Below are 24,329 nucleotides of genomic sequence, written 5' to 3' on the forward strand. Positions count from 1 at the left end.
TGATCCGATATAATGGATAAATATGTGATGGAAAGGAAGATTTGTTTATGCATACACCACCTCCTTTAAAAAAAGGCAGTCATCTTCGTGTCATTGCCCCAAGCCGAAGTGCCAGCATTTTATCAAAAGAAGGAATCGCTCAGGCAAAAAAGCGTTTAGAGATGTTAGGCTTCACTGTCTCCTTTGGACAGCACGAGTTTGAATGTGACCTTCACTCCTCTTCATCTATTGAGCACCGCTTGTCTGATCTGCATGAGGCGTTCATGGATGATGAAGTTGACGGTATTTTGACAGCAATCGGAGGCTTCAATTGCAATGAGCTCTTACCTTATATTGATTACGACTTGATTCGTCAGCACCCTAAAGTCCTTTGCGGCTACAGTGACATTACCGCACTCGCAAGTGCTATTACTGCCAAATGTGAGATGGTGACATACTCTGGACCCCATTTCTCCAGCTTTCAAATGGAACAGGGACAAGAGGAGCAGACCGCTATGTTTCAAGCCTGCTTGATGAATGGTAGTGAGTCTTTTAATGTGAATCCTTCGACAAAGTGGAGTGATGATGCGTGGTATCTTGATCAAGCGAACAGACAGTTTCATCCGACGAAATGGGGAATATATCAAGAGGGAACAGCCGAAGGTACCTTGTATGGCGGTAACCTTTGTACACTGAACTTACTGCAAGGGACATCGTTTATGCCTCATATTAAGGATGCCATCTTATTTGTGGAGGATGATGATTTGGTTTTCCCTGAAATGTTCGCCAGAGACCTCACATCCCTCTTACAGCATGCAGAATCCATTAAAGGGCTGATCATCGGACGCTTTCAGAAGAAATCCAAGATGACAGAGGAACATTTGAGATTCATCCTAGATAAGCACCCAATGCTCAAACACATTCCAGTGATCTACGATGTCGATATCGGACATACGCAGCCGGTCTTCACCTTACCGATTGGTGGAAGTGCCGAGCTAACGTGTAATGGTGAAGAAGTGAAGTTTCGAATTTTTCAACACTAAGATGTCTATCTATTCAAATAATATCGATGTTAAATCTCTATTTTTTTAAAAACAGAGTAACAAAATATAGAAATTAAAAAAACAATTTATTATTAGAGGTGTTTTTTTGCAGAAAGATTTAGAAATCAAGTCATTAGAAGATGATAATTTAGGTATCTCAGATAACATAGATAAATTCATAGAACAGTACATTAATTCTAATTTTACAGGCTCAATATTATTAAATGGAAAGTGGGGAATTGGCAAAACAAGTTACTTGAATTTAATTAAGGAAAAATCCGATTCCAAAAGAACAAAATTTATTGATATCAATTTTTGGACTGACCCTTGGATACTTAAACCATTTGAATTATTCGCAAAAAAACTAAATCCTATTTTCTATTGGATCGTGAAAACTTCACCGATTTTATTAGTAGTGTTGTTAGCACTTATACAGTTTTCTTATAATATTATCAGCAAGTCAACAGATAATATTTCAAGAATGGATTTTTTCATATGGGGCGCTTTAATCCTTATAATAAGCTTTCTCAATTTATTATTAGATAAATTCTCTACAGAAAGTATATTTGAATGGCTTGTTAAAAAAAAGTTAAAGAGTAATAGATACAACAAGAAGGTTATTTTTATCTGCGATGATTTTGATAGATTAGAATCAGAAAATAGAAAACAACTCTATGCATACTTGTCAAAATTAAATTCTTTTGAAAAGAGTATCCTAATAGTTGTAGGTGATTACAACAAAATTGTGCAAGATGAAGACGACTCTTTATTCATTCAAAAGATCCTTTCAAATTTAGAGAGTATGCCATTGAATAATAAGGCTTCTCAAATTTGGAGCAAAGTAATCGAAGAACAATTCAATAGTGACAATATAAAAATCATGGATTTAACAGACTCAGATAGATTATTAATTCAGAAACTTAGAAATTTTTTTGTAGATGAACAAAGGACATTTCGCGAGGCAAAGCTCTTACTGAATATTTTCTATAAAAAATCACCAAAATCAACTACAATAAATGTTAATATCAGCGAACAGCTTGCTTTGTGCTATTTTTATCAATTTCATTATAAAATTTACGAGTGGATAGTTGAAAATTTAAATTTTTTATACCAAAAAAAGGTTATTCCACACAAAGATTTTGCCAGTACAGAAAAAAGTCAACTTATCTTAAAAGATGCAATTGAAAAAGACATAGGAGAGAATAATTCACCCAATTTATATGAATTCTTATATTCTATATTTATTAATGGTGAGCATGATAAATTCAACTTCCCTAGTATAAAAAACGAAAAAAACTTCGGATATTACCAAATTGAAAATATATCGAGTATAACAACATTGAATATTGAAGTAGTTGAGAATGTATTTATAAATTTAGATAGCAATATAGATAAATTGATTGAAATACATTCAAAGGGTCAGATGGAGGATTTCAACGATTTTTTAAGGAATCATTACCTTAGTTACACAAGTAATACTCCAGAAACTAAAATATTATCCTTACTGAGAAATATAATAGCTTTTAAGATGCGCAATTTGGAGCAAGACACAGCTTTTTTAAAAATATCTATATCAGATACTATTATATATAATTGTTTAAATGCCCTAAAAAATAATCATAATAGAAAAGAAACTGAAATTTTCACAAATAGTATTTTACCTATAGATGAGTTGGATACTTCTGAAAAATTGGAAATCATACCTAATTTTATACCTGCACGTTCAGATGAACAATCAATAGAACAAATAAAATTAGTTAAGATTATTTTTGAGAATTCCATCTTTACTATGAATAATGATTTCAATATACTTACTGAAAGAAAACCGAGGAGTTGCTTTCTTTTCTATAAAAAATATCAATCATATTTAGATCAAAATTCAGATTACCAAGTGATTTTCGACAAGGTTCTAACTTTAAATGACAATGTATTGTTTAATTATTTAAAAGATAAATTATCTTATAAAATTACCTATCCAAACAATTCGGTAGCCACAGCTCTGAGCCTAGATGATATAAGTTATAATCAAGAATTTGAAATAAAACTAAAAGAAAGAATAGCCAATTTGCCGTCACATCAAAAAAATATTCTAGTAAAAATGATTGAGCTAAAGTTTTAAAATAGGATGCAAGATAAGTTTTTTTAGAAAAAGTGATCCAACCCTTCATCCCCTTCGTTAAGTAGATGTAAAAAGAAAAGAGAGGAGGCAAAAACATGTTCTCTGATGTACTTAGCCAATTATTCGATTCTATTTCTAACATCATTAACACACTTGGGTAATTCCTATGACACGCACATACTACATGCTTTTTGAAAGGAGGATACGCTCATGTTCTCTGATGTACTTAGTCAATTATTCGATTCTATTTCTAACATTATTAATACGCTTGGTTAATTTTCAAAACCCGCTATCTCTCGAGAATAGCGGGTTTTTTATATAAAGAAGCCCCGCTCATAAAATAGAGCGAGGCTTTCCTTCATTCCACTACATCTTTTCCGGTGCCGATACGCCAATGAGTTTTAATGCATTCGCAAGCGTAATTTGTGTTGCTTTCATGAGTGAAAGACGTGCTGTTGTTTTTGTTTCGTTTTCTACATCAATGACCTTCTCGGCATTGTAGAAGCTGTGAAGGGCTGATGCAAGGTCATAAATATAGTTTGTCACACGGTGCGGAATACGCTTTTCAGCTGCTTCTGCTACAACTTCTGGGAAGCTACCAATGATTTTGAGAAGATCGTATTCTTTTTCCGATTGAATGTGAGAGAAATCTGCTTTTTCAAGGTTTGGCTCGTAGCCTTTTTCTTCCCCTTGACGCAGCATGCTGCAAATTCTCGCATGGGCATATTGTGCGTAGTACACAGGGTTTTCGTTAGACGTAGAAATCGCTAAGTCTAGGTCAAAGTCCATATGTGTCGCCGCACTTCTCATCGCGAAGAAATAACGAGTGGCATCTAGGCCCACTTCTTCAATCAGATCACGCATGGTGACGGCTTTTCCTGTACGTTTACTCATCTTCATCTTTTCACCGTTTTTGTATAGGTGAACGAGCTGAATGATTTCTACTTCAAGCTTGCCAGCAGGATATCCAAGTGCTTGAATCGCCGCTTTCATTCGAGGGATATAGCCGTGATGGTCCGCTCCCCAAATGTTAATGAGCTGATCAAAGCCTCTGTCTAATTTGTCTTTATGATATGCGATATCTGGAAGCAAGTAAGTGAAGCTGCCGTCTTTTTTAATGAGCACGCGGTCCTTGTCATCGCCAAAATCAGTTGAACGCAGCCACGTTGCGCCGTCTTCTTCAAAGACATAGCCTTTAGCGCGAAGAGTTTCCAGCGCTGGTTCGATTTTTCCGTTTTCATATAAAGAGGTTTCTGAATACCATACATCAAATGGGACACGGAAATTCTCAAGGTCTACACGTAATTTCTCTAACTCGTATTTTAAGCCGTATTCACGGAAGAACTTCATACGTTCTTCTTCTGGCTCATGCACGAAACGGTCACCAAATTCATCTGCCAGCTTTTGCCCGATGCCTTTGATGTCTTCTCCTCTATAGCCGTCTTCAGGCATCTCTTTTTCAAGACCGAGCGCCTCAAAGTAACGTACCTCTACAGATAAAGCGAGGTTATTGATCTGATTGCCTGCATCGTTGATATAGTATTCACGGCTCACCTCGAACCCTGCTTTATCAAGGATGTTGCAAAGAGAATCACCTACAGCTGCTCCGCGGGCATGTCCAAGGTGAAGGTCACCTGTTGGGTTGGCTGAGACGAATTCAACTTGCACCTTTTGGCCGCCGCCTGTATTCGTTTCACCATATGCCTCTTTTGCTTCAAGGACAGCTGGGATCAGCTTTGTTAAATACTGATTGTTCATATAAATATTAATGAACCCTGGACCTGCGATATCCAGTTTTTCAATAGAAGCTTTCCCTTTATCAAACGCTTTGACAATGTCCTCTGCGATTTGACGAGGTGCTTTTTTTGCAATGCGGGCAAGCTGCATCGCCATGTTGGTGGAGTAATCACCGTGAGTTTTATCTTTCGGCACTTCTAAAAGGACATCTGGTACCTGGCTTTCATCAGCAAGTCCTGCTTTGACGACTGCCGCAATAATTTCTTCCTTTAACGCATCTTTGACCTGTTCTGCGATATTCATGAACGTAAATCCTCCTTATACGAAATCGATAATGTATGTAAATGCTTTTGATCTTCCCCTGTCAGCATATCGTACGTAATGTGCAGCAGTCCCTTGTCCACATCGAGATCAATGCCATGTGTGTGTACATCAAGCTGTAGTGTACCGAATGGCATCGTGTAATGTGTGACGGTCGTTTCTCCAATGAGAAAGCGCTGCTTCATTTGAATGGCCCCTGATCTCATGACAAAAATTTCTTTTTCACTCATTTTCACAACGGTTTTTACTTGACCCATTTCATGTTCTTCATGGTAAGTGAGATACGTTTTGTCATTCTTTTCTTGATACGTTCCAGTCGTGCGGAATTCGATCGTTTCAGCCGGCTCCGTCTCTGGTTTCATCACTGACTTTACATGAATTGAAATTTGGTTTTGTGTCATTTTGCACTTCCTTTGCTAAGACCCGTTTAACTAAAATAGTATACCATATTCATGATCGCCTATCATACCATCATTTCTCTTCTTCACTGCGATTAAACTTCGTTTTTGATCTTACACCATCCCTTTAGAAAAAAAGAAACAGGAAACTGACTAATACCACCAACACAGCCTTTACGCCCATGTCTTTTCTTTTGATTAAATAAAAAAGAGCTTGTACGCCTGAACTTGCCAAAAATGCCTGAAAAAAATCAAATGGCACGATCTGTGCTCGCTTAAATACCACCTGCATGAATAACGCAATGGCCGTCAGATAGAAAAAGCCTCGATCTTGAAACAACCCCAACATCTCTTCCTTTGCTTCCTTTTTCGAAGCAAAAACGGGCGGCGCAGCTGCGAGCTCTCGTTTCAGCGTGAGAAAACCCGCCGCTAACACACAAAAGGCGAGAAGCACCATCAATATAGAAGAAAACATGAACTGCCTCCTTTATTTTTTGATCCATGTAAAAAAAGAGCTTGTCCACATGAGATGACAAGCTCCTCTATCAAGGTGTTATTTCACAAATCCAAGCAGCATTTCGCGTAAAAGCTTGCTCGCTGTATTCGCTGTTTGGTCGGAATGATCGTATACAGGTGCTACCTCTACAAGGTCTGCACCGACTACTTGAACCTCAGATCCTGCAATGGCATGAATGGATGCAAGCAGCTCTTTTGATGTAATACCGCCAGCATCCACCGTGCCTGTACCAGGTGCATGAGCTGGATCGAGTACATCAATGTCGATCGTCACATAAACTGGACGCCCCTTCAGCTTTGGCAATACTTGCTTCAACGGCTCCAACACTTCAAATTTAGAAATGTGCATGCCCGCTTCTTTTGCCCATTCAAATTCTTCCTTCATCCCAGAGCGAATCCCAAAAGAGAACACATTCTCAGGTCCAATGAGTCCTGCTACTTTACGAATCGGTGTTGAATGAGACAGAGGCTCACCCTCGTATTCCTCACGAAGATCCGTATGTGCGTCCATATGGATAATCGCCAAATCAGGATATTTCTTATGCATCGCACGGAAAACCGGCCAAGACACAAGATGCTCGCCGCCCATTCCTAATGGAAACTTCCCTTTTTCTAAAATGCTGTCGACATACTCTTCAATTAAGTCCAAGCTTTTCTGAGCATTTCCAAAAGGAAGCGGAATGTCACCGGCATCAAAGAATGGTACTTCGTGCAGCTCACGATCTAAATAAGGACTGTATTCTTCTAATCCAATCGAAACTTCACGAATACGGTTTGGACCAAAACGTGAGCCTGGTCTATAACTGACGGTCCAATCCATCGGCATACCGTATAAAATGACTTTTGCATCTTCCCATGTCGGATGACTTCCAATAAACACTTTTCCTGAATAAGCCTCGTCGAATCTCATGCAAGATTCCTCCTTTTACGCTTCAAAAAATGCGCAAACTGTTATTTGCGCATTTCCTCTTCGCTTCATTTATTTGATTAAGTCGCTCACAAATTTCGGCAGAACGAATGCTGCTTTGTGCAATTCTTTTGTGTAATATTTAGTGTCAATATCAAAGAAACGGCTGTCTTCTACAGCAAGTGGATCATATTTTTTTGAACCGATGGTAAATGTCCAAAGACCACTTGGATACGTTGGAATATTTGCTGTGTAAAGCTTCGTGATTGGGAAAATCTCTTTCACATCACGCTGTACATTTGTAATCAGCTCAGGTGTGAACCAAGGGTTGTCCGTTTGTGCCACGAAAATACCGTCTTCTTTGAGTGCTTTTGAAATTCCTGCGTAAAATCCTTTAGAGAACAGGTTCACAGCTGGTCCAACTGGTTCAGTTGAGTCCACCATGATAACATCGTACTCATTGTCAGCTTCAGCAATATGCATAAAGCCGTCTCCAACTTTGACATCTACACGAGGATCGTCTAGTTTCCCAGCAATCGAAGGAAGGAATTTTTTCGAGTATTCGATGACTTTGCCATCAATATCAACAAGTGTCGCTTTTTTCACACTTGGATGCTTCAGGATTTCACGAATGACACCGCCGTCTCCTCCACCTACGACAAGAACATTTTCCGGATTTGGATGAGTGAAAAGAGGAACATGTGCCACCATTTCGTGGTATACAAACTCATCTTTCTCAGACGTCATCACCATACCGTCTAAAAACAGCATATTGCCAAACTCTTCTGTTTCCACCATTTCTAAATGCTGAAAATCTGTTTGTTCTGTGTGAAGGGTTTTGTTCACCTTCAAAGTAATACCAAAATTCTTCGTTTGCTTCTCTGTATACCAAAGTTCGCTCATTGTCCATCTTCCTCTCATCCAATAATAAACAAACATCTATTGTTAGCGCCTTTAACGGCTATGACTATATCGATTGTCCAAGAAAAAAGTATAGTGGATTCATATCAAATTGTAAAGAACCGCATGAGTTCTCTTCAATTTTAAAGCACGCTCTTGCAATCATTTGTTTAAAACGGTTTTCTTTGTTCCATACTGATAAAAAACCGTCAAAATGGGGGCTTTGCATGGACACAATCATGAGTAATAAAAAAATCCGCATGACCGTGAAAACGATTCGAGCCTGTTTTTTTATTGGCTTGCTCGCTTTTCTATTTGCAGGCACTGTCTTTTTGACGATTCTTTTAATAGCCAAATGGCAAGGCGCCCCTTCTGTTCAAGTTCCCCAATCTACGACGATTTATGCAGCCGATGGTTCAAAGCTTGGAGAATCCAGTTTTGGAGAAAAGAGATATTGGGTGCCCTTAAAGGACATGTCCCCTCATATCAGGCAGGCAGCTGTAGCTGTTGAGGATAAAACCTTTTATGAGCATCATGGCTTTGATGTGAAACGGATGGCGGGTGCTGCAGTGGCTGATATTCGTGCCATGGCTAAGGTACAAGGCGCAAGCACGATCACCCAGCAATATGCACGAAATCTGTATTTAGATCATGATAAAACGTGGAAGCGAAAATGGAATGAAGCCTTTTACACGATTCGCTTAGAGCAAAACTATACAAAAGATGAGATTTTAGAAGGATACTTGAACACCATTTATTATGGTCATGGAGCTTATGGCGTGGAAGCGGCGTCCCGTCTGTATTTCGGGAAAAAAGCGAAGAATTTAACTCTCGCTGAATCTGCCTTACTTGCCGGTATCCCAAAGGGCCCTTCTCTCTACTCCCCTTATGTGAATGAAGAGAAAGCCGGCGCAAGAAAGAATATGATTTTGAGACACATGCAAGAGGACGGCATGATTACGAAAAAGGCAGCCGCTGAAGCCGCGAAAGAAAAACTGTCCTATCGCCCTTTGCAGAAGAAGCAGCTGCAAGCAAAGCAAGCTCCGTATTTTTATGATGATGTGATTCGTGAGTTGAAACAAAGCTTGGGGTTAACTGAGGAACAGATCGAAACTTATGGCCTTCATATCCAAACGACTTTAAATCCAGAGTTACAGAAAATGGCTGAGAATACGTTAAAAAGCACAATCTATTCGAAATCAGACATTCAAATCGGCTTTACCGCTATCCATCCCCAAACTGGTCATGTACTCGCCCTCATTGGGGGAAGAGATTATGAGAAAAGTCCATTCAACCGGGTGACACAAGCAAAAAGACAGCCCGGTTCAACCATGAAACCTCTTCTCTATTACATTGCCTTGCAAAATGGGTTTACACCAGCAACCGTCATGCGCAGTGAAGAAACAGTTTTTGAGCTAGATGATCAAGGAAGCGGTGCTGCTTATTCACCAAGCAATTATCATGGCTATTACGCCAATGATGGCATTACCATGCTTCAGGCCTTGGCGCTGTCTGATAATATTTATGCCGTGAAAACCCATCTATTTTTAGGAATGGAGCAGCTTGTACGTGCTGGCAAAACATTTGGCATCAACGAAAAACTAGATCAGGTGCCATCACTTGCCCTAGGTACGTCTCCTGTCAAACCAATTGAAATGACCAATGCTTACGCAATGCTTGTCAATGGCGGAAAACGAGTCAAACCCACCTTTATTACAAAAGTAACGGATGCTAAAGGCAACGTGCTTTTTGAAGAAAAACAAAAACGAGAGCAAGTCCTAGATGAAAAGGTAGCCTTTGTCACCACCGACATGATGTCAGGAATGTTCAATGATCAGTTAAACGGCTATACGAGTGTCACTGGCCGCACCATTATGAAGGATCTCACGCGAACATACGGAGGAAAATCGGGAACGACAGGAGCCGACAGCTGGATGATCGGCTTCTCTCCCCAGCTCGTGACAGGTGTGTGGACAGGCTATGATAAAGGGCGAACCATTGACTCGGTTGAAGAAACAGCCTATGCAAAAAAGATATGGGCATCTTTTATGGAATCAGCCCTCTCCAAACAGCCAGCCTCCTCCTTCATGCCGCCAGACGGCGTAAAAGGTGTGTATATCAATCCAAAAACCGGCGATCTCGCAGGCCCAGGATGTGAATCAAAGGTATTCACCTATTTTATAGAAGGAACGGAGCCGACAGGTGTGTGCTACGGTGCTGAGGATAAATCATCTGAGCAAGATCCAGTTCAAGATCAAAAGCCAAAGAAATGGTGGGAAAAGTGGTTGAAACGTTAAAAAAAGACATGAAAAACCCCGAGATTTACATCTCGGGATTCTCCATGTCCTAGCTTTAACACCAGTTTACTCAAAAACCAGCTGGAATTGGTAGCAATTCGCCATTCTTCACAAAAATTTCACAATTATTCAGGGACAGACAATCCTTCTTTTAATTCATCTGTGGATGCTTCCCATAGTGCTTCATTATGACTCTTCAAGAAATCAGCCAGCACCTTTTTCGATACATCATCCATATGACTGACAACGATTTTTCGCTTCATTGATTTATCCATGAAATTCACATGCTCTGGAAGCGACTTATACCCGCGGCGAATTGAACGATCAACGGTCATTTCGCAAGCCGTGACACCCGCATAGTAAGGACCTTCTTCTCTACGGTCAATGGTCACCCATACGAGCCAATACGGTTTTCCATTCGGCACTTCTTCTTTTGTTTTCAGAAATTTAATTCCTTTTTCAACGGCACTTCTCGCATGCATCGCACCAATATCAATGACAGCTTCCTTTTCCTCTACATCAATGATCACCGGCGAAATGTTATCTAGGCTGAGCGCACCGGCTCCAAAGCCTCCGTGTCCGTCGGTTGCATCTGTTTTTTTAATGATGTTAAAACCAATTGGTTTCTTCTTTTTACCTTCCATTCATTAAACCTCCTAAAGCAGCGGCTTCAAAATAAGATTAAACCATTGAATGATTTGATCCCGCATTCCGATCAATGGACCAAAAACAAACTGTCCTAGCGGCGTGATCACGAATATGAGAAAAATAATGATCCCATATTGTTCGAATTGCGTCATTTTCGCCCGGATACGGGGGCTGACAACGTCCTCAATAATACGATACCCATCCAGCGGCGGAAGTGGCAATAAGTTAAATAGGAACAAAATGACGTTCAAGTTAATAAATATCCGGAAGAAATGATCAACTCCCGGCTCAAAGCGCATGAGCGACTCCCCGCCAAATTTCTGAAGAAGCACGTACACGAAAAAGCCTAGAAACGCCAACACTAAGTTACTTAAAGGGCCAGCAATCGAGACGCAGATTCCTGCTAAGCGCGGGTTTTTGAAATGGTAACGATTGACCGGTACAGGTCTCGCCCAGCCAAACCCAGCGACAAAGATCAAAATCGTCCCAAATACATCAAGATGCTTCAGTGGATTTAATGTGAGTCTCCCTTGGTTCTTAGCTGTCGGGTCGCCGAAACGATACGCAACATATGCATGTGCCAGCTCGTGCATCGTAAATGCAACAACAAGTGTAATGGCGACATATGGAATGAGTTCTAATGGATAAACAAGAAATTGGTTCAAAGGCATGAATCCCTCTTTCTTTCTATACAATGATTTACTTCATTCAGTATACTATAAGAAGTCCCTTAAACTAAAGGGAAGCGTAGCATGAAAGGAAAAAGGAGGTTTTCGCATTGCCGATTGTCACCGTACAAATGCTTGAAGGAAGAACAGACGAGCAGAAAAGAGCTCTTGTGGAGAAAGTCACTGATGCTGTTGTTGAAACAACAGGCGCAGGTGCAGAAAAAGTCTCTGTTATTATTAAAGAAATGAAAAAAGAACACTATGCCGTAGCAGGAAAGCGAATGAGCGACCTGTAAGCATAAAAAAAGGACAAGCACATAGATGTTTGTCCTTTTTTCTCTTATTTTATCTGTACCACGCTTTGTTACGGTTCACTTGATTTTTATGAGCCGCATCAAAGAAATCGACAGTGTAGGAATAATCATAATTCATTAAGCAGACAATGCCGCTGCCCTGAGGGTCATGCGGTAAGCCAAAGTTATGGCCGTATTCATGCGTAGCCGCTTTTGCTGTATTCGCTGTTCCTTGATCAAGGTTGACGGCGAATGCACTTCCGCGCGGTGCACTATTGTATACATAGGCAATTCCGCCAGCATCAAAGTTTGGATTTGCTGTAAATCCAGTGACAAAATCGTATCCTCTGCCATCAAAGCTGCGCGAAAGGTTAGATAAAATTTGCTCTGCATTTGATCCAGAAGATGTCCAAGATCCTACTGCTTGTACGACAAAGTCCACATCATGATCACGGTTAAAGGTGACGTCCGCTTGCTCGATGATGCTGACAATGCGCGTCTGCCAGTCACTATATTTCGCACGATACTGCGCATCTGCTACAGCATAGACCGTTACTTTTTGACTGCCTGTACTTGCCTTTGTTGAAATAGAATCTCCTGTATTCGCCTTAAAGGTTCTAGAGCCCACCTGCTTACCAGACTCATCTAATACCTTTGTTGTCACATCTCGTTCAATTGGAGGTGCTTTCGTCAAATCTTTAAAATCGTTTGCCTTTGGCAACCCCTCACTAATATGTGTTTCGAACGGCGCATGACCATGATCATGCCCATGACCAGCACTCGCGACTGGTGCTGAAGCTGAACTTACTCCCGGTAACAAACTACCTACCAATAAAAATGACAAAAAGACTGAACGCTTTTTCATTCCTATCCCTCCTTTGATTTTCACAAAGTTATATATTCACTGAAAATTCACCACTTTCCTTCTATTCAGTCAAAAACAGGGAATTAGATACACAGGAAGAAAGTCGAAATACGTCATATTCACTAATTTTTCGGATATTCCGACACAGATTTCATCGAAAAATAGCGCTTTTGGTCTGGGTCATTTACTTAATAAACTCCCATGGTTTTAAGACATGATGTCATGGACTCAATGACACATCTGAAAGAAACAAAAAATGATATTAGAAAAGATAAAGTCATACTTTACTGATACCAATTATACTTCTTTACGATTCTACCTTATGATGAAAAACATAAAACATGGCTATTTCAAAACAGAAGGGACGATCCGCATGTCTGAAAAAAAGCACATACAATTTGGATTAATGTTACATGGTCCGGGAGGTCACATGAATGCGTGGAAGGATGAATCAGTTCCAGCAGATGCAAGTGTTAATATTGATTACTATCAAGCGATGACAAAAAAGGCAGAAGCAGCGGGTTTCCGTTTTGTCTTTGTCGCAGATGGCTTATATATTCATGAACATTCGATTCCTCATTTCTTGAACCGATTTGAACCATTAACCATCTTATCCGCTCTTGCTGCAGTCACCAAACAAATTGGACTTGTGGGGACCGTATCCACTTCCTACAGTGAGCCCTTTACCATTGCCAGACAATTTGCCTCCTTGGATAAGTTAAGCAGAGGCCGGGCAGGATGGAATGTTGTGACTTCACCGTTAGAAGGTTCTGCTGAAAATCACATCATCCGTTCTCATCCTAGCCACTCCCTTCGATACGAAATTGCAGAAGAGTATTTACATGTAGTGAATGGGCTTTGGAATTCATGGGAAGAAGATGCTTTTATAAGAGATCGTTCAACAGGTGTCTTCTTCGATCGAGATAAACTGCACACATTAAACCATCATGGGAAACACTTTTCTGTCAAAGGTCCTTTAAATATTGAACGATCTGAACAAGGGCAGCCCGTGATTTTCCAAGCAGGTGCTTCAGAGGCAGGAAAAGATCTAGCCGCAAAAGAAGCAGACGCTGTATTTACAAATGCCGATTCACTTGAAAAGGCAAAAGCCTATTACCGTGACGTGAAAAATAGAGCCGAAGCGCTTGGTCGAAAACCATCCGATATCAAAATATTCCCTGGCATCCACCCGATTACAGGGAAAACAGTCGAAGAAGCAGAAGAAAAATATGAAGCCATTAAACATCTAGTCTCTATTGAAGAAGCCCTGCATTACCTCGGCAGATTCTTTGATCATTTGGACTTCAGTCAATTCCCGCTTGATGAACCTTTTCCTGATATAGGTGACGCTGGTTCAAACAGCTTTCAATCTACAACAGAATCCATTAAAAAAATGGCCAAAGAACAAAATTTGTCCTTAAGAGAAGTCGCTTTACAAGTGACCACTCCAAAAAGTGCCTTTTTCGGCACTTACGAACAAGTGGCTGACAAATTGATTCAATGGATCGAAGAAGATGCCGCAGATGGATTTATTTTTGGCGCTCCGATTCTAGCTAGTGGTTTATCCGAATGGACAGAGCATGTGATCCCGATTTTGATAGAAAGAGGATATTATGATCCAAATTATCAAGCTCATACCCTTCGCGAAAATTTGGGTCTGCCTATTAAGAAGAATCAGTTTCTTAAACAAACCGTAAAATAAACATGAAAGAGGGGTCAGCACAAAGGCTAACCCCTTTTTCATGTTGTTCGATGCAATCGATTTTCAATGAGATCAATAAACTGGAGTACAGCTCTTCCAGGCGCATCATTTGTTTTCCTCAATAGACCAACTGGCGGGGACACTTGAATACCCTTTATTTCTAATACCTTTGTACCGGGGAGTGTAAAAGAATGGGCGGTTCGAGTAAAAAGAGACACTCCTAATCCAGCCTGAACATAGTGTTTATGGGACATGCTGCTCGTAATCTCTAACTTATTGTAATTGCTCCCAATGACGTTAACGATTTGTTGTTCAATTTGGATGCGGATGGGGCAATTGTGAGGTGTGAATAATATGGTTTCATTTTCTAAATCTGTTACCTCCGCTGCATCTTTTTCCGCCAATCGATGGGAAGACGGAACCAACAAAACAATATCATCTTGAAAAAGCGGCTTATAGCTATTTTCCATCGAAGCTTCTGGTGCGCCGCAAATCGCAAAATCAATCTCATCATGGGAAAGCAAGGAACTCAGTGTATTTGCATCTGCTACTTGCACAGAAAATTCTACATTCGGAAACCTTTCCTTGAATTCTGCAAGAAGCGATGGGAACTCTAAGCTGGCTGTGGGCTCAGAAACACCGATGCGAATGAACCCCGCAATGCCTACCTCTAAATCTTGGAGCGTTTTCGTCAGTTTCTCATATTCATTGAGTAAAGAATTGGCTCTTTCATAAAAAAGCTGTCCTGATGCTGTTAACTTTAAGGTCTTCCCTCTTTCTAGAAGCTTCTCTCCAATTTCCTCTTCTAAATGTTTGATATGCAAAGTAATGGTTGGCTGAGAATAATTCAGCGCTGCTGCTGCTTTTAAAAAATTTCCGTATTTCACGATGGTGGCAAAAGTGCGTATCGCTCGAATCTCCATGAAAACCCCTCTTCTCCCTGTATTTTAAATATCTGAATCGTGTATTTATGATTACTAATTATACTTTTCTATTGGTTTGCCTTATTATAATTTATATTATCAACTATTCCAAGTTGTTTAGACGGAATTATAAGAAATGGAGGAGACGAATTGACGAAAGTAACGATTATAGCAGGAGGTCATTCCGTCCAATCTCGATTAACGGGTGTCCTGCAGCATATTCAGCAGCAGTTAACATTCAATGGAATAGATGTACATACCATTCAAGTTCACCAGCTGCCTAGCAGCGCACTAATAGGAGCAGACTTTTCAAACGAAGAGATTGTCAAGGCCATTGAACTCGTGAATGAGAGTGACGGTGTCATTGTGTTAACGCCTGTCTACAAAGCGTCATTTTCCGGTATTTTAAAAACGTTTTTAGATTTACTTCCCCAAAAAGCATTACAAGGAAAACCCGTTCTTCCGTTCGTTTTAGGAGGAACCTATGGTCATCTGCTCGTCATTGAATATGCTCTTAAACCGATTATTCACCAACTTGGTGCAACAGTTGTTCAATCTGGTGTGTATGTCGTGGATCAACAGGTCAAAAAGCAGGGTTCAGATAATTATTTAATTGATTCAGATGCCATAAACAGGTTAAACCTCGCATTATCTCAATATCAAAGTCTGATAGGAGGAACAGCCAATGTCGATCACCCTTAGTATTCTTGATCAAAGCCTTGTCGGTGAAAACGAGAACGCAGAGGCGGGCATTCAGCATACTGTCAGATTAGCTGAAGCAGCGGATCAACTTGGCTATCACAGGTTTTGGGTGTCTGAACATCACAATAACCCTCAAGTAGCAGGTTCATCCCCTGAAGCCCTTGCCGGCTATCTATTAGCAAAAACGAGCAATTTGCGAATTGGTTCTGGAGGTGTCATGCTACAGCATTATAGCCCATTTAAAGTAGCTGAAACATTTCATGTACTGGCATCACTAGCGCCTGGCAGAGTCGATTTAGGCGTTGGGAAAGCACCAGGAGGGCTGAACCTCTCGACACAAGCACTTCAGGAGGATTATCAAGCGTCACGGAAAGATTTTTCTCAAAAATTAGTGGATCTCAAAACCTACCTTACGGAACACTCAAAAGAATTGAATGCTCAGCCCATCCCACGTTTGTCACCCGACATCTTCCTTTTAGGGGGAAGTACGGAGAGCGCTAAATTCGCAGCAAAACTCGGAATCTCCTTTGTATTTGCCTTCTTTATTAATGGAGATGAATCATTATTAAAAGAAGCAAGGGAGACCTTCCAAACATATCAAAAAGCGGGCACTCGCCAGCAGTTCCTTCTCGCCATCACCGTTTCCGCAGCCGAAGATCATGAACAAGCACTCTTGCACATCAAACAAAAGGAAACAGTAAAGGTCTCCTTTTCCGATGGAAGAAAGCTCAATGTCACATCAATAGAGGATGCAGAAAAGCTAGTGAAAGGAATGGAAAAGGAACACTACAGCATTCACGTACAAAAAACCGGCTATACCGCTGGCACAAAAGAAACTGTTCATCACCGGCTGACTGAGCTGGCCGAGACATACGATATCAATGAATTCATCGTACTAACTCCGATCGTAGACATTGAGGCAAGAATTGCGTCTGTCACATTGTTAAAAGAAGCGTTTAACCATGAACAAACAGCAGCTAAAAAAATAAATCACGAGGTGAACGTCTAATGTCAAACAGTCAAAAAATCATTTTATGGAGCAAAAATGGATGCAGTTATTGCAAGGACATTCAATCCTATTTCAACGAACAGCAGATCCCTTATTCAACGATTGATGTCACTGAACATGATGATTACAGAAACATTTTAGAGGAAAAATACGGCGTCCGCTATGTGCCTGTAGTTGAGATCAGTCATGATCCTCACGTGTATCAAGCATTGTTGAATCCAGATATCGAGACTTTAAGAAAAGCATTAATCTGACATTACATTTTGAATGGAGGTTTGTCATGAGTCGAGATATTTTTCGTATCGCTACCGAAGAAGATGCGCCAGCCTTTTTAGAATTGCTGTCCAGTGCATTTAAACCACTTGGGGAAATGGGCATTGATTGGCCATCCACGAACGCCACACTTGAAATGGTCATAGAAAACATTACACAGTCCGCTGCCGTTGTTTTAGAACGAGACGGGCGGCTCATATCAACCATCACCATCCGTTTTCCTTGGGAGAGTACGCAACCGGTCTCAGGATATCCATTTGTTTGGTGGTTTGCGACAGCTCCTGATTTAGCAGGGCAAGGGATTGGAAACAAGCTGCTCGATTATGTGGAAAACACCTTGCTCCGGCAAACATATAAAGCGCCTGCGTATACACTGGGCACTTCTGGCCGGAAACACCCTTGGCTTTTAGACATGTACGAACGAAAAGGATACACAAAATATATTGAACGTGAAGCCGAAAATGGTGACTTAGGTATCTTGATGTATAAAGTACTTATCCCAGAACGGTTCGATGCTGCCATATTAGGCGCGCCACCCGCAGAAGAAAAAGTCGAAACGACTTCTACATAGGAGGTGATTCAACATGGGTGAGTTTTTCAAATGGGAGTATGTGGTCACACTCTTCCCTAAAGTATTATCAGCCCTTCCGACCACCTTGCTGATCGTTTTATTTGCCACTTTGATTGGCAGCTTTCTTGGATTTATCCTTGCTTATTTCCGAATTGAGCGCATTCCTGTCCTGCATCAGCTCAGTGCAATCTATGTCTCATTTATTCGCGGAACACCTATCCTTGTTCAAATGTTTATTGTCTTTTATGGCCTGCCAGGTGTGCTCGCAACAATTGGCCTTGATATCTCCATGTGGAACAAATTGATCTTTCTTTATATTACATATGGACTCAATACTGCTGCCTACTTTTCAGAAATATTCCGATCAGCCTTATCAAGTGTCCCAGCATCTCAATATGAAGCGGCTGCCTCGATTGGGCTGACAAAATGGCAGATTTATAGAAGGACACTCATTCCTCAAGCAGGAAAAATCGCACTACCGAATATTGGTGTGGCCATCGTCAACTTATTACAAAATACCTCTCTCGCCTTTACACTGGGCGTAATGGATATTATCGGAAAGGTTCAAACATTAGGGGCATTATACTACCGCGTATTAGAAGGATACTTTATTGCTGCCGTTATTTTTATAATGTTAAGTCTGCTGCTAGAAAAAGCGTTTGACCTATTGGAAAAGTGGATCAATACACCGAAAACAAGAAAACAGCGTCAAGCAACGTTCGTTTCCTTAAAAAGAGCGGAAACGGCCTTTACAGTCGAAAAGCGTGCGAAGTAAAACGAGGAGGATTTCACATGAAAAATAACAAACAATTCAAAAAACATTCCATCATCGGTCTGCTTACACTTGGCTCATTGCTGCTTGCTGCCTGCGGAAATACGGAACAATCGAATGAAGTCAAAGCAGAAGCAACGAATAATGATCCAGATGCGAAAGAAATCATCGTTGGCACAGGGAACGCTTACCAGCCTTTCGTTTACTTAGATGAAAACGGCAAATTAACAGGCTATGAGAAGGCTGTATTAGACGAAGTCGATCAGCTGCTTCCACAATATCAGTTTAAATATGAATCCTTTGAATTTAAAAATATTCTGCCCGCTTTAGATGCTGGTAAAGTAGATCTCGCTGCCCATCAATATGAAATCAATGATGAGCGCCAGAAGAAATATCTATTTGGAAAAGTTGGCTACACAGACTATACAAGCTATGTGGTTGTTGATAAAGCATCCGGTCATGATTTTCAAAGCCTGGACGATTTGGCAGGACACAAGGTACATACTTCTACAGGGAGTAATTTCGCTTATCTGCTAGAACAATATAACGAAAAGCACGATCGGAAAATTGACATTGTCTACGGAGATGGCGGGAACGAAATTCTAGTCAAAAACCTTCAGAATGGCACAGTCGATGCAGCCTTGCTCACAAAGTATGACGTCAATAAGCTAAACAAACAGTTCAATGCCAATCTTGTGACATCTGGAAAGCCTGTAAATGTATCTAAAACGTACTATCTTTATCAAAAAAACAATACAAAACTTCAAAAAGACATTGATCAAGCATTACAAAAGCTGATCGATAACGGCAAGCTCGCTGAATTGTCTAAAAAAATATTGGGCGGAGACTTTACTACATCATAAGAAAGGAGCGATCTGAGTGGATTTTGATGTTGCCTTTATGCTGCAGGCCTTTCTAGCTGCACTTCATTATTTGCCAACAACTCTGCTGTTAGGCTTTCTACCGCTAATATTTGGCTCTGTCTTTGGATTTGGTATTGCCCTTATCCGTTTTTATCAGGTGCCTGTATTATCTCAATTGTTCAAATGGTTTGTGGCTATTTTTAAAGCAATTCCTGTTGTTCTAATTTTGCTCGTATCTTATCTTCTTTTTTCAGACTCGCTAGATCATTTGGCTGCATCTCTTTCTCTTCAGATTCGTTTCAGTGATTTGGACAGACGATGGATTGCCATTTTCGCCCTTACTTTATATGCCGTAAGCGGGTTATCCGAAATATTTCGAAGCTCTCTTGCATCTATTCCAAAGGGTCAATTCGATGCCGCATTATCCGTTGGTTTCACCAGCAAACAGGTCTTAAGAAGGGTCATCATTCCACAAGTCTTTCCCATCTCCCTTCCACTTCTGAACAACATGCTGATCAGTTTAATCAAAGCCTCTTCTCTCGTCTCTATGGTGTCTGTGGTCGATATTTTAAACGGCGCTTTAATCAAAGCCAATGTGAACTATCGTTATCTTGAAGCATACATCGCCGTTGCCCTGATTTACTGGGCACTGTGCGCCTCTATTGAAGCCATCACAGCCGCATATGAGAAATATGGACACAAAAACAAAAGGAGACGATTGGCATGATTAACATAAAACAGGTGCATAAAGCGTTCGGCAAGAACGAGATTCTAAAAGGAATTGATTTATCAGTGGAAAAAGGCGAAGTGGTTGTCATATTAGGTCCGAGCGGTTCTGGGAAATCAACCTTTCTGCGTTGCTTGAATTTTCTTGAGCGTGCGGATCAAGGAGAAATTAGCATTGATGACACGACTGTCAAGTTCAATCAAGCCAAGCCTAAAGCCATTCTCGCACTTCGAAGAAAAACCGCCATGGTCTTTCAGCAATACGATCTATTTCTTCATAAAACAGCACTTGAAAACGTCATGGAAGGTTTAGTCATTGCCCGTAAACATCCGAAAGATCAAGCCTATGACACAGCTCTTCAATTGCTTACAAAGGTTGGATTGCTAGAGAAAAAGGATGCTTATCCGCATCAATTATCTGGCGGACAGCAGCAGCGAGTTGGCATTGCACGGGCACTGGCTTTAAATCCAGAAGTCATTTTGTTCGACGAACCGACCTCTGCATTAGATCCCGAGCTTGTAGGAGAAACGCTTGATGTCATTAAACAGGTAGCGCAAACCGGGGTCACCATGATCATCGTCACGCACGAGATGAGCTTTGCCTATGATATTGCCGACAAGGTGATTTTCATGGAAGATGGGGTCATCGTCGAATCAGGTACGCCGGAAGAAGTCTTTGAACAGACGAAAGAAGAACGTACAAAACAATTTTTAGCGAGATTCTCTTATCACCATTCATAAAATACAAGTCGATCCATGCGGTCGACTTGTTTCTGCGCAAAATAAAAACCAGTCTGTTCTAGCCATTAGCCATCACACACTGGTTCTTCTCGTTAGTTCAATTCCTTCAACTGATCAATATAAGCAAGAGCATCCTCAAATTCTTCGTCCGTATAGCGCTGCTTGCTTTTAATGGTGAAGACCTTTTCCTTTACCTCATCTTGTGGCAGATCATCAAAGTATAAAATCGTAGAGACGAGCTCTAGGAAACGAGACGACTGCTCGTTCATCTGCTGCGTCAGCACTTTGAGGTCAGGCATGTCCACTTCACACTGATCGAGAAACTCTTTCCCATTGTCCGTCAGCGAATAGCGATATTGATAGTATCCACCTTTTTTTTCCTTCATTTCGTCCAAGAATCCAAGGTTGCACAACTCTTCAATTCTGAGCGTCAACTCCTCTGAATAGGGGCCATAAAAGTGAAAATCGTATTTCTCGTAAAAAGGCAAATCTAGCTTTTTTGCTATGTAAATCATCTTTTGCAGCTTCTTCCGTCCAACGATTTCCCCGGATTCAGAGAATACCTTCATCAACTTTGCATGCTCTTTCAACAAATTCCCGACATCTCCTTTTTCAGTACTTCCTTATCCCAATCCAAGCAGCTTCATGATCGCCTTCTTTTCTTCAGCTTTTTCCGACATATCTACAATTAAGTCCATCGGGAAATAAAGTTTATGATCGGTTCTTCGTTTACCGGAAATGGCATCAACAATGTCTGACTGTCTCGACAGCTCTTTAATATGACCACTTTGCGTCAAAAGGTGGATCGGCAGTCTCTCTTCTTCCTCCCCTGGTCTGTAGAAGTCGTATGGCAAGTCAGAGGAAGAGTCGACGACTAAATAATAGTCAGGATCAATGCCTGCCTCCTTGAACAAGGCGGTCAGCTTGAAATATTTCGTCATTTCTTCATTCGGATTAAACTCTGTATATTGGAACAATCGGCGGTTCATAAAACGGCGGCACAAATCAGCCAGCACGTGATCTTCTTCATCTTCCCACGCCTGAAAATAAAATAAGACAATGGATTCATCCAGTTTAATATAGTCCTCTGTGGTGACATTCCCCTCGAAAATCGAATAAAAATGAACAGGGGCATGTGTGAAAATATAGCCCGTTTCATGCAGCTCTTTTGCACGGTGGAGAATTTTCGTTAAAATGACTTCCGCACTGCGTGTCACTGGGTGGAAATAGACTTGCCAGTACATTTGATAGCGGCTCATAATATAATCCTCGACCGCATGCATCCCGCTCTGCTTCATCACAATCTGATCTTCTCTCGGACGCATCACGCGCAAAATACGCTCCATATCAAAATGACCATAGCTGACGCCTGTATAGTAGGCATCACGCTGCAAATAGTCCATACGGTCGGCATCAATTTGACTTGAGATCAAGCTGACCACCTGTTTGTTTTGATACGTTTTGGCAATGACTTCAGCCACATGCTTCGGGAAATCATCACTCACCCGGCGAAGCACTTCATTGACTTCGGTTTGCCCTAAAATAATATCTCTTGTAAACGATTCATGATCTAAGTGGAAGACCTTTTCAAAGGAATGAGAAAATGGTCCATGTCCGAGGTCATGAAGCAAGGCCGCACTCAGGACAAGCTCGCGTTCTCCCTCATCCCATTCCGGCCGTCCTTTGAATACATCATCCACAATCCGTCTCACAATCTCATATACACCGAGTGAATGATTGAAACGGCTGTGTTCTGCACCATGAAACGTCAAATAAGTGGTTCCTAGCTGTTTAATTCGGCGCAGGCGCTGAAATTCTCTTGTTCCTATTAAGTCCCATATTAATGCGTCCCGTACATGAACATAACGGTGCACAGGATCTTTAAATACCTTTTCCTCAGATAATTTCCCTTTTGGATACGCCATCGTTTCGTCCCTCTTTTTTTAAGACGTGTTTCTATTATATCGGGTAACTTTTCCCGAAAACATCCTTGAATTTGCTCGTGAATGTGTTCTCAACGATTGCATGGACGTAAAAAGCCCGACCTGACAGGGACGGACCTCTTTTTAGGTCGACTGAACACATTCAGTGACATTTATTTGACTTTTTTTTGAACCTTTTCGAGTAACTCATCTTCTGTTGGTGCGGATAATGGGCGATTGTTCACAAACGCAAAAGCCTTTTTTCGTCCTGGACCACAATAGGATTGACAGCCAATTTCAATTTTTGCATCAGGGTCAACCGATTTGAGTCGAGGCAGCAACGTCTTTAGGTTCGTCGCATCGCAATCGTCACATACGCGAAACTCATTAGCCATGGTCTTACGCTTCCTTTCAATGATGAACTTCATTTTATATAAAACAGTTGGACAACCAAGAGTCATAATATACCACCCAACATTGTACATCGAAGTTGCTGGACTTGCAAGACGCATGATAATCGCTGAGACGCGCTCATATAAAAGCTAGTATTTTCCACTATCCTTTTAGCAAACTTGTATAAACCTTCTTGAACTTGGCTAATCTAATACCATCAAATCATATGGGGGTTTAAACATGTCAAAACAAAGACAAGATGCTTGGTCAGAGGAAGACGATCTCCTTTTGGCAGAAACCGTCTTACGTCACGTCAGAGAGGGCAGCACACAGCTGAATGCGTTTGAAGAAGTAGGAGACAAGCTAAATCGCACCTCAGCGGCATGCGGTTTTAGATGGAATGCTGTTGTGAGGCATCAATATGAAAAAGCTCTAGCCCTTGCCAAAAAGCAGCGGAAACAACGGATGCGCGCACTCGGCAATGGTCAGCCTGCAAAGAAACGATTACTCTATCAGCCGCAAGTAGAAGAAACAGTCACGCAAGAGGAATTCTCACAGGAGCTGGAACCAGCGAAGGAAGAAACGTTTGCACCAGCATCTGAAACAGCCGAGCAACTTCAGTTTGTAGACCAAAGCTACAATGAAGAGTTAGCTAGTTTATCACATTTATTGTCACAGGCTTCTCATGTCGTAGAGAAAAAGCCAGAAGCCAATCCTTTTAGGCAGCAACAGGATTTAACCATCGAAGATGTCATTGATTTCTTGCGCCGCTATGAAGGCGATGGACAGCAATCCTCTGCCTTACGCATGGAAAACAGCCGGTTAAAACGAGAAAATAACGAACTTTCACATAAAGTCACACAGCTAGAAGCAGAAGTGAAAAAGCTTGAAAAGGATCAACTCACGATTCAAGAAGATTATGAAACACTCGTCAAAATCATGAACCGTGCAAGAAAACTAGTTTTGTTTGAAGAGGACGACACTGCCGCTCCAACCTTTAAAATGGACCGGAACGGCAACCTCGAAAAAATGGCAGAATAA

26 protein-coding genes are annotated in these 24,329 nt (G+C 41.0%); 14 read left to right on the forward strand and 12 right to left on the reverse strand.

Going from position 1 to position 24,329, the window contains the following annotated elements:
• The first annotated feature begins 47 nt into the window (after positions 1-47).
• Positions 48-1,022, forward strand: coding sequence for a S66 peptidase family protein (locus MHH54_RS17120; protein WP_342500467.1), 975 nt, complete (start codon positions 48-50; stop codon positions 1,020-1,022).
• Positions 1,023-1,128: 106 nt separating this feature from the next.
• Positions 1,129-3,141 carry a P-loop NTPase fold protein gene (locus tag MHH54_RS17125; protein ID WP_342500468.1) on the forward strand — a complete coding sequence of 671 codons (2,013 nt, stop codon included), beginning with the start codon at positions 1,129-1,131 and terminating at the stop codon, positions 3,139-3,141.
• 366 nt (positions 3,142-3,507) lie between these two features.
• Here the strand turns inward: MHH54_RS17125 and argS are convergent, their stop codons facing one another.
• The 5 genes from argS to speE all read right to left on the reverse strand — a co-directional run bounded on the left by argS (position 3,508) and on the right by speE (position 7,923).
• The gene (gene argS, locus MHH54_RS17130; protein WP_003214600.1) at positions 3,508-5,181 is read right to left on the reverse strand and encodes an arginine--tRNA ligase; all 1,674 of its coding nucleotides are present in this window, start codon (positions 5,179-5,181) and stop codon (positions 3,508-3,510) included.
• Positions 5,178-5,600, reverse strand: a complete 423-nt coding sequence (locus tag MHH54_RS17135; RefSeq protein WP_003215400.1) for a DUF1934 family protein — start codon at positions 5,598-5,600, stop codon at positions 5,178-5,180. The genes argS and MHH54_RS17135 overlap by 4 nt, the downstream gene beginning before the upstream one ends.
• A 124-nt stretch (positions 5,601-5,724) precedes the next feature.
• Complete coding sequence (locus MHH54_RS17140) at positions 5,725-6,072, reverse strand: hypothetical protein (protein WP_106032101.1); 348 nt, start codon at positions 6,070-6,072, stop codon at positions 5,725-5,727.
• Positions 6,073-6,150: 78 nt separating this feature from the next.
• Positions 6,151-7,023, reverse strand: coding sequence for an agmatinase (gene speB, locus MHH54_RS17145; protein WP_003214818.1), 873 nt, complete (start codon positions 7,021-7,023; stop codon positions 6,151-6,153).
• Between the two features lie 69 nt (positions 7,024-7,092).
• Positions 7,093-7,923, reverse strand: coding sequence for a spermidine synthase (gene speE, locus MHH54_RS17150; protein WP_003214614.1), 831 nt, complete (start codon positions 7,921-7,923; stop codon positions 7,093-7,095).
• A 224-nt stretch (positions 7,924-8,147) separates the two neighbouring features.
• Between speE and MHH54_RS17155 the strand changes: the two genes are divergently transcribed.
• On the forward strand, positions 8,148-10,217 hold the full coding sequence (locus tag MHH54_RS17155; RefSeq protein WP_342500469.1) for a transglycosylase domain-containing protein: 2,070 nt from the start codon (positions 8,148-8,150) through the stop codon (positions 10,215-10,217).
• 125 nt (positions 10,218-10,342) lie between these two features.
• Here the strand turns inward: MHH54_RS17155 and MHH54_RS17160 are convergent, their stop codons facing one another.
• Both MHH54_RS17160 and MHH54_RS17165 read right to left on the reverse strand, forming a co-directional pair.
• Positions 10,343-10,861, reverse strand: a complete 519-nt coding sequence (locus MHH54_RS17160; protein WP_106035706.1) for a YwhD family protein — start codon at positions 10,859-10,861, stop codon at positions 10,343-10,345.
• Positions 10,862-10,873: 12 nt separating this feature from the next.
• Positions 10,874-11,530 (reverse strand): site-2 protease family protein, encoded by a 657-nt coding sequence (locus MHH54_RS17165; protein ID WP_223251196.1) that lies wholly within the window; start codon positions 11,528-11,530, stop codon positions 10,874-10,876.
• A gap of 113 nt (positions 11,531-11,643) precedes the next feature.
• Between MHH54_RS17165 and MHH54_RS17170 the strand changes: the two genes are divergently transcribed.
• Positions 11,644-11,829: a 2-hydroxymuconate tautomerase gene (locus tag MHH54_RS17170; RefSeq protein WP_342500470.1), complete on the forward strand. Its 186-nt coding sequence runs from the start codon at positions 11,644-11,646 to the stop codon at positions 11,827-11,829.
• A gap of 49 nt (positions 11,830-11,878) precedes the next feature.
• Here the strand turns inward: MHH54_RS17170 and MHH54_RS17175 are convergent, their stop codons facing one another.
• Complete coding sequence (locus MHH54_RS17175) at positions 11,879-12,691, reverse strand: zinc-dependent metalloprotease (RefSeq protein WP_106032099.1); 813 nt, start codon at positions 12,689-12,691, stop codon at positions 11,879-11,881.
• Between the two features lie 373 nt (positions 12,692-13,064).
• On the opposite strand from MHH54_RS17175, the gene MHH54_RS17180 reads away from it, so the two are divergent.
• The gene (locus MHH54_RS17180; protein ID WP_342500471.1) at positions 13,065-14,393 is read left to right on the forward strand and encodes an LLM class flavin-dependent oxidoreductase; all 1,329 of its coding nucleotides are present in this window, start codon (positions 13,065-13,067) and stop codon (positions 14,391-14,393) included.
• Positions 14,394-14,431: 38 nt separating this feature from the next.
• Here MHH54_RS17180 and MHH54_RS17185 read toward each other — a convergent pair whose 3' ends face one another.
• Positions 14,432-15,316, reverse strand: a complete 885-nt coding sequence (locus MHH54_RS17185) for a LysR family transcriptional regulator (RefSeq protein ID WP_003214906.1) — start codon at positions 15,314-15,316, stop codon at positions 14,432-14,434.
• A gap of 150 nt (positions 15,317-15,466) precedes the next feature.
• Here MHH54_RS17185 and ssuE point away from each other — a divergent pair, with 150 nt between their 5' ends.
• From ssuE to MHH54_RS17225, 8 genes are read left to right on the forward strand one after another with little or no spacing between them, the layout of a single operon-like run.
• Positions 15,467-16,018 carry an NADPH-dependent FMN reductase gene (gene ssuE, locus MHH54_RS17190; RefSeq protein WP_050944466.1) on the forward strand — a complete coding sequence of 184 codons (552 nt, stop codon included), beginning with the start codon at positions 15,467-15,469 and terminating at the stop codon, positions 16,016-16,018.
• Positions 16,002-17,027 (forward strand): LLM class flavin-dependent oxidoreductase, encoded by a 1,026-nt coding sequence (locus MHH54_RS17195; protein WP_342500472.1) that lies wholly within the window; start codon positions 16,002-16,004, stop codon positions 17,025-17,027. Before ssuE ends, MHH54_RS17195 begins: the two co-directional genes overlap by 17 nt.
• Complete coding sequence (locus MHH54_RS17200) at positions 17,027-17,281, forward strand: glutaredoxin family protein (protein WP_226804308.1); 255 nt, start codon at positions 17,027-17,029, stop codon at positions 17,279-17,281. Before MHH54_RS17195 ends, MHH54_RS17200 begins: the two co-directional genes overlap by 1 nt.
• Positions 17,282-17,307: 26 nt before the next feature.
• Positions 17,308-17,871 carry a GNAT family N-acetyltransferase gene (locus tag MHH54_RS17205; RefSeq protein ID WP_003215102.1) on the forward strand — a complete coding sequence of 188 codons (564 nt, stop codon included), beginning with the start codon at positions 17,308-17,310 and terminating at the stop codon, positions 17,869-17,871.
• Positions 17,872-17,884: 13 nt separating this feature from the next.
• On the forward strand, positions 17,885-18,646 hold the full coding sequence (locus tag MHH54_RS17210) for an amino acid ABC transporter permease (protein WP_003215084.1): 762 nt from the start codon (positions 17,885-17,887) through the stop codon (positions 18,644-18,646).
• Positions 18,647-18,663: 17 nt separating this feature from the next.
• The gene (locus MHH54_RS17215; RefSeq protein WP_003215163.1) at positions 18,664-19,506 is read left to right on the forward strand and encodes a transporter substrate-binding domain-containing protein; all 843 of its coding nucleotides are present in this window, start codon (positions 18,664-18,666) and stop codon (positions 19,504-19,506) included.
• 16 nt (positions 19,507-19,522) lie between these two features.
• On the forward strand, positions 19,523-20,233 hold the full coding sequence (locus MHH54_RS17220) for an ABC transporter permease subunit (RefSeq protein ID WP_003214542.1): 711 nt from the start codon (positions 19,523-19,525) through the stop codon (positions 20,231-20,233).
• Complete coding sequence (locus MHH54_RS17225; RefSeq protein ID WP_003215167.1) at positions 20,230-20,973, forward strand: amino acid ABC transporter ATP-binding protein; 744 nt, start codon at positions 20,230-20,232, stop codon at positions 20,971-20,973. Before MHH54_RS17220 ends, MHH54_RS17225 begins: the two co-directional genes overlap by 4 nt.
• A 92-nt stretch (positions 20,974-21,065) precedes the next feature.
• Here the strand turns inward: MHH54_RS17225 and MHH54_RS17230 are convergent, their stop codons facing one another.
• The 3 genes from MHH54_RS17230 to MHH54_RS17240 all read right to left on the reverse strand — a co-directional run bounded on the left by MHH54_RS17230 (position 21,066) and on the right by MHH54_RS17240 (position 23,290).
• Positions 21,066-21,566 carry a YwgA family protein gene (locus tag MHH54_RS17230; protein WP_050944468.1) on the reverse strand — a complete coding sequence of 167 codons (501 nt, stop codon included), beginning with the start codon at positions 21,564-21,566 and terminating at the stop codon, positions 21,066-21,068.
• 30 nt (positions 21,567-21,596) lie between these two features.
• The gene (locus MHH54_RS17235; RefSeq protein WP_007497716.1) at positions 21,597-22,898 is read right to left on the reverse strand and encodes an HD domain-containing protein; all 1,302 of its coding nucleotides are present in this window, start codon (positions 22,896-22,898) and stop codon (positions 21,597-21,599) included.
• A 170-nt stretch (positions 22,899-23,068) separates the two neighbouring features.
• A complete protein-coding gene (locus tag MHH54_RS17240) occupies positions 23,069-23,290 on the reverse strand; it encodes a DUF1450 domain-containing protein (protein WP_003215259.1) in 222 nt (73 codons plus the stop codon).
• A 238-nt stretch (positions 23,291-23,528) separates the two neighbouring features.
• On the opposite strand from MHH54_RS17240, the gene MHH54_RS17245 reads away from it, so the two are divergent.
• Positions 23,529-24,329: an RsfA family transcriptional regulator gene (locus MHH54_RS17245; protein ID WP_003214842.1), complete on the forward strand. Its 801-nt coding sequence runs from the start codon at positions 23,529-23,531 to the stop codon at positions 24,327-24,329.

The organism is Bacillus sp. FSL K6-4563 (assembly GCF_038630405.1).
GTDB lineage: Bacteria > Bacillota > Bacilli > Bacillales > Bacillaceae > Bacillus > Bacillus pumilus.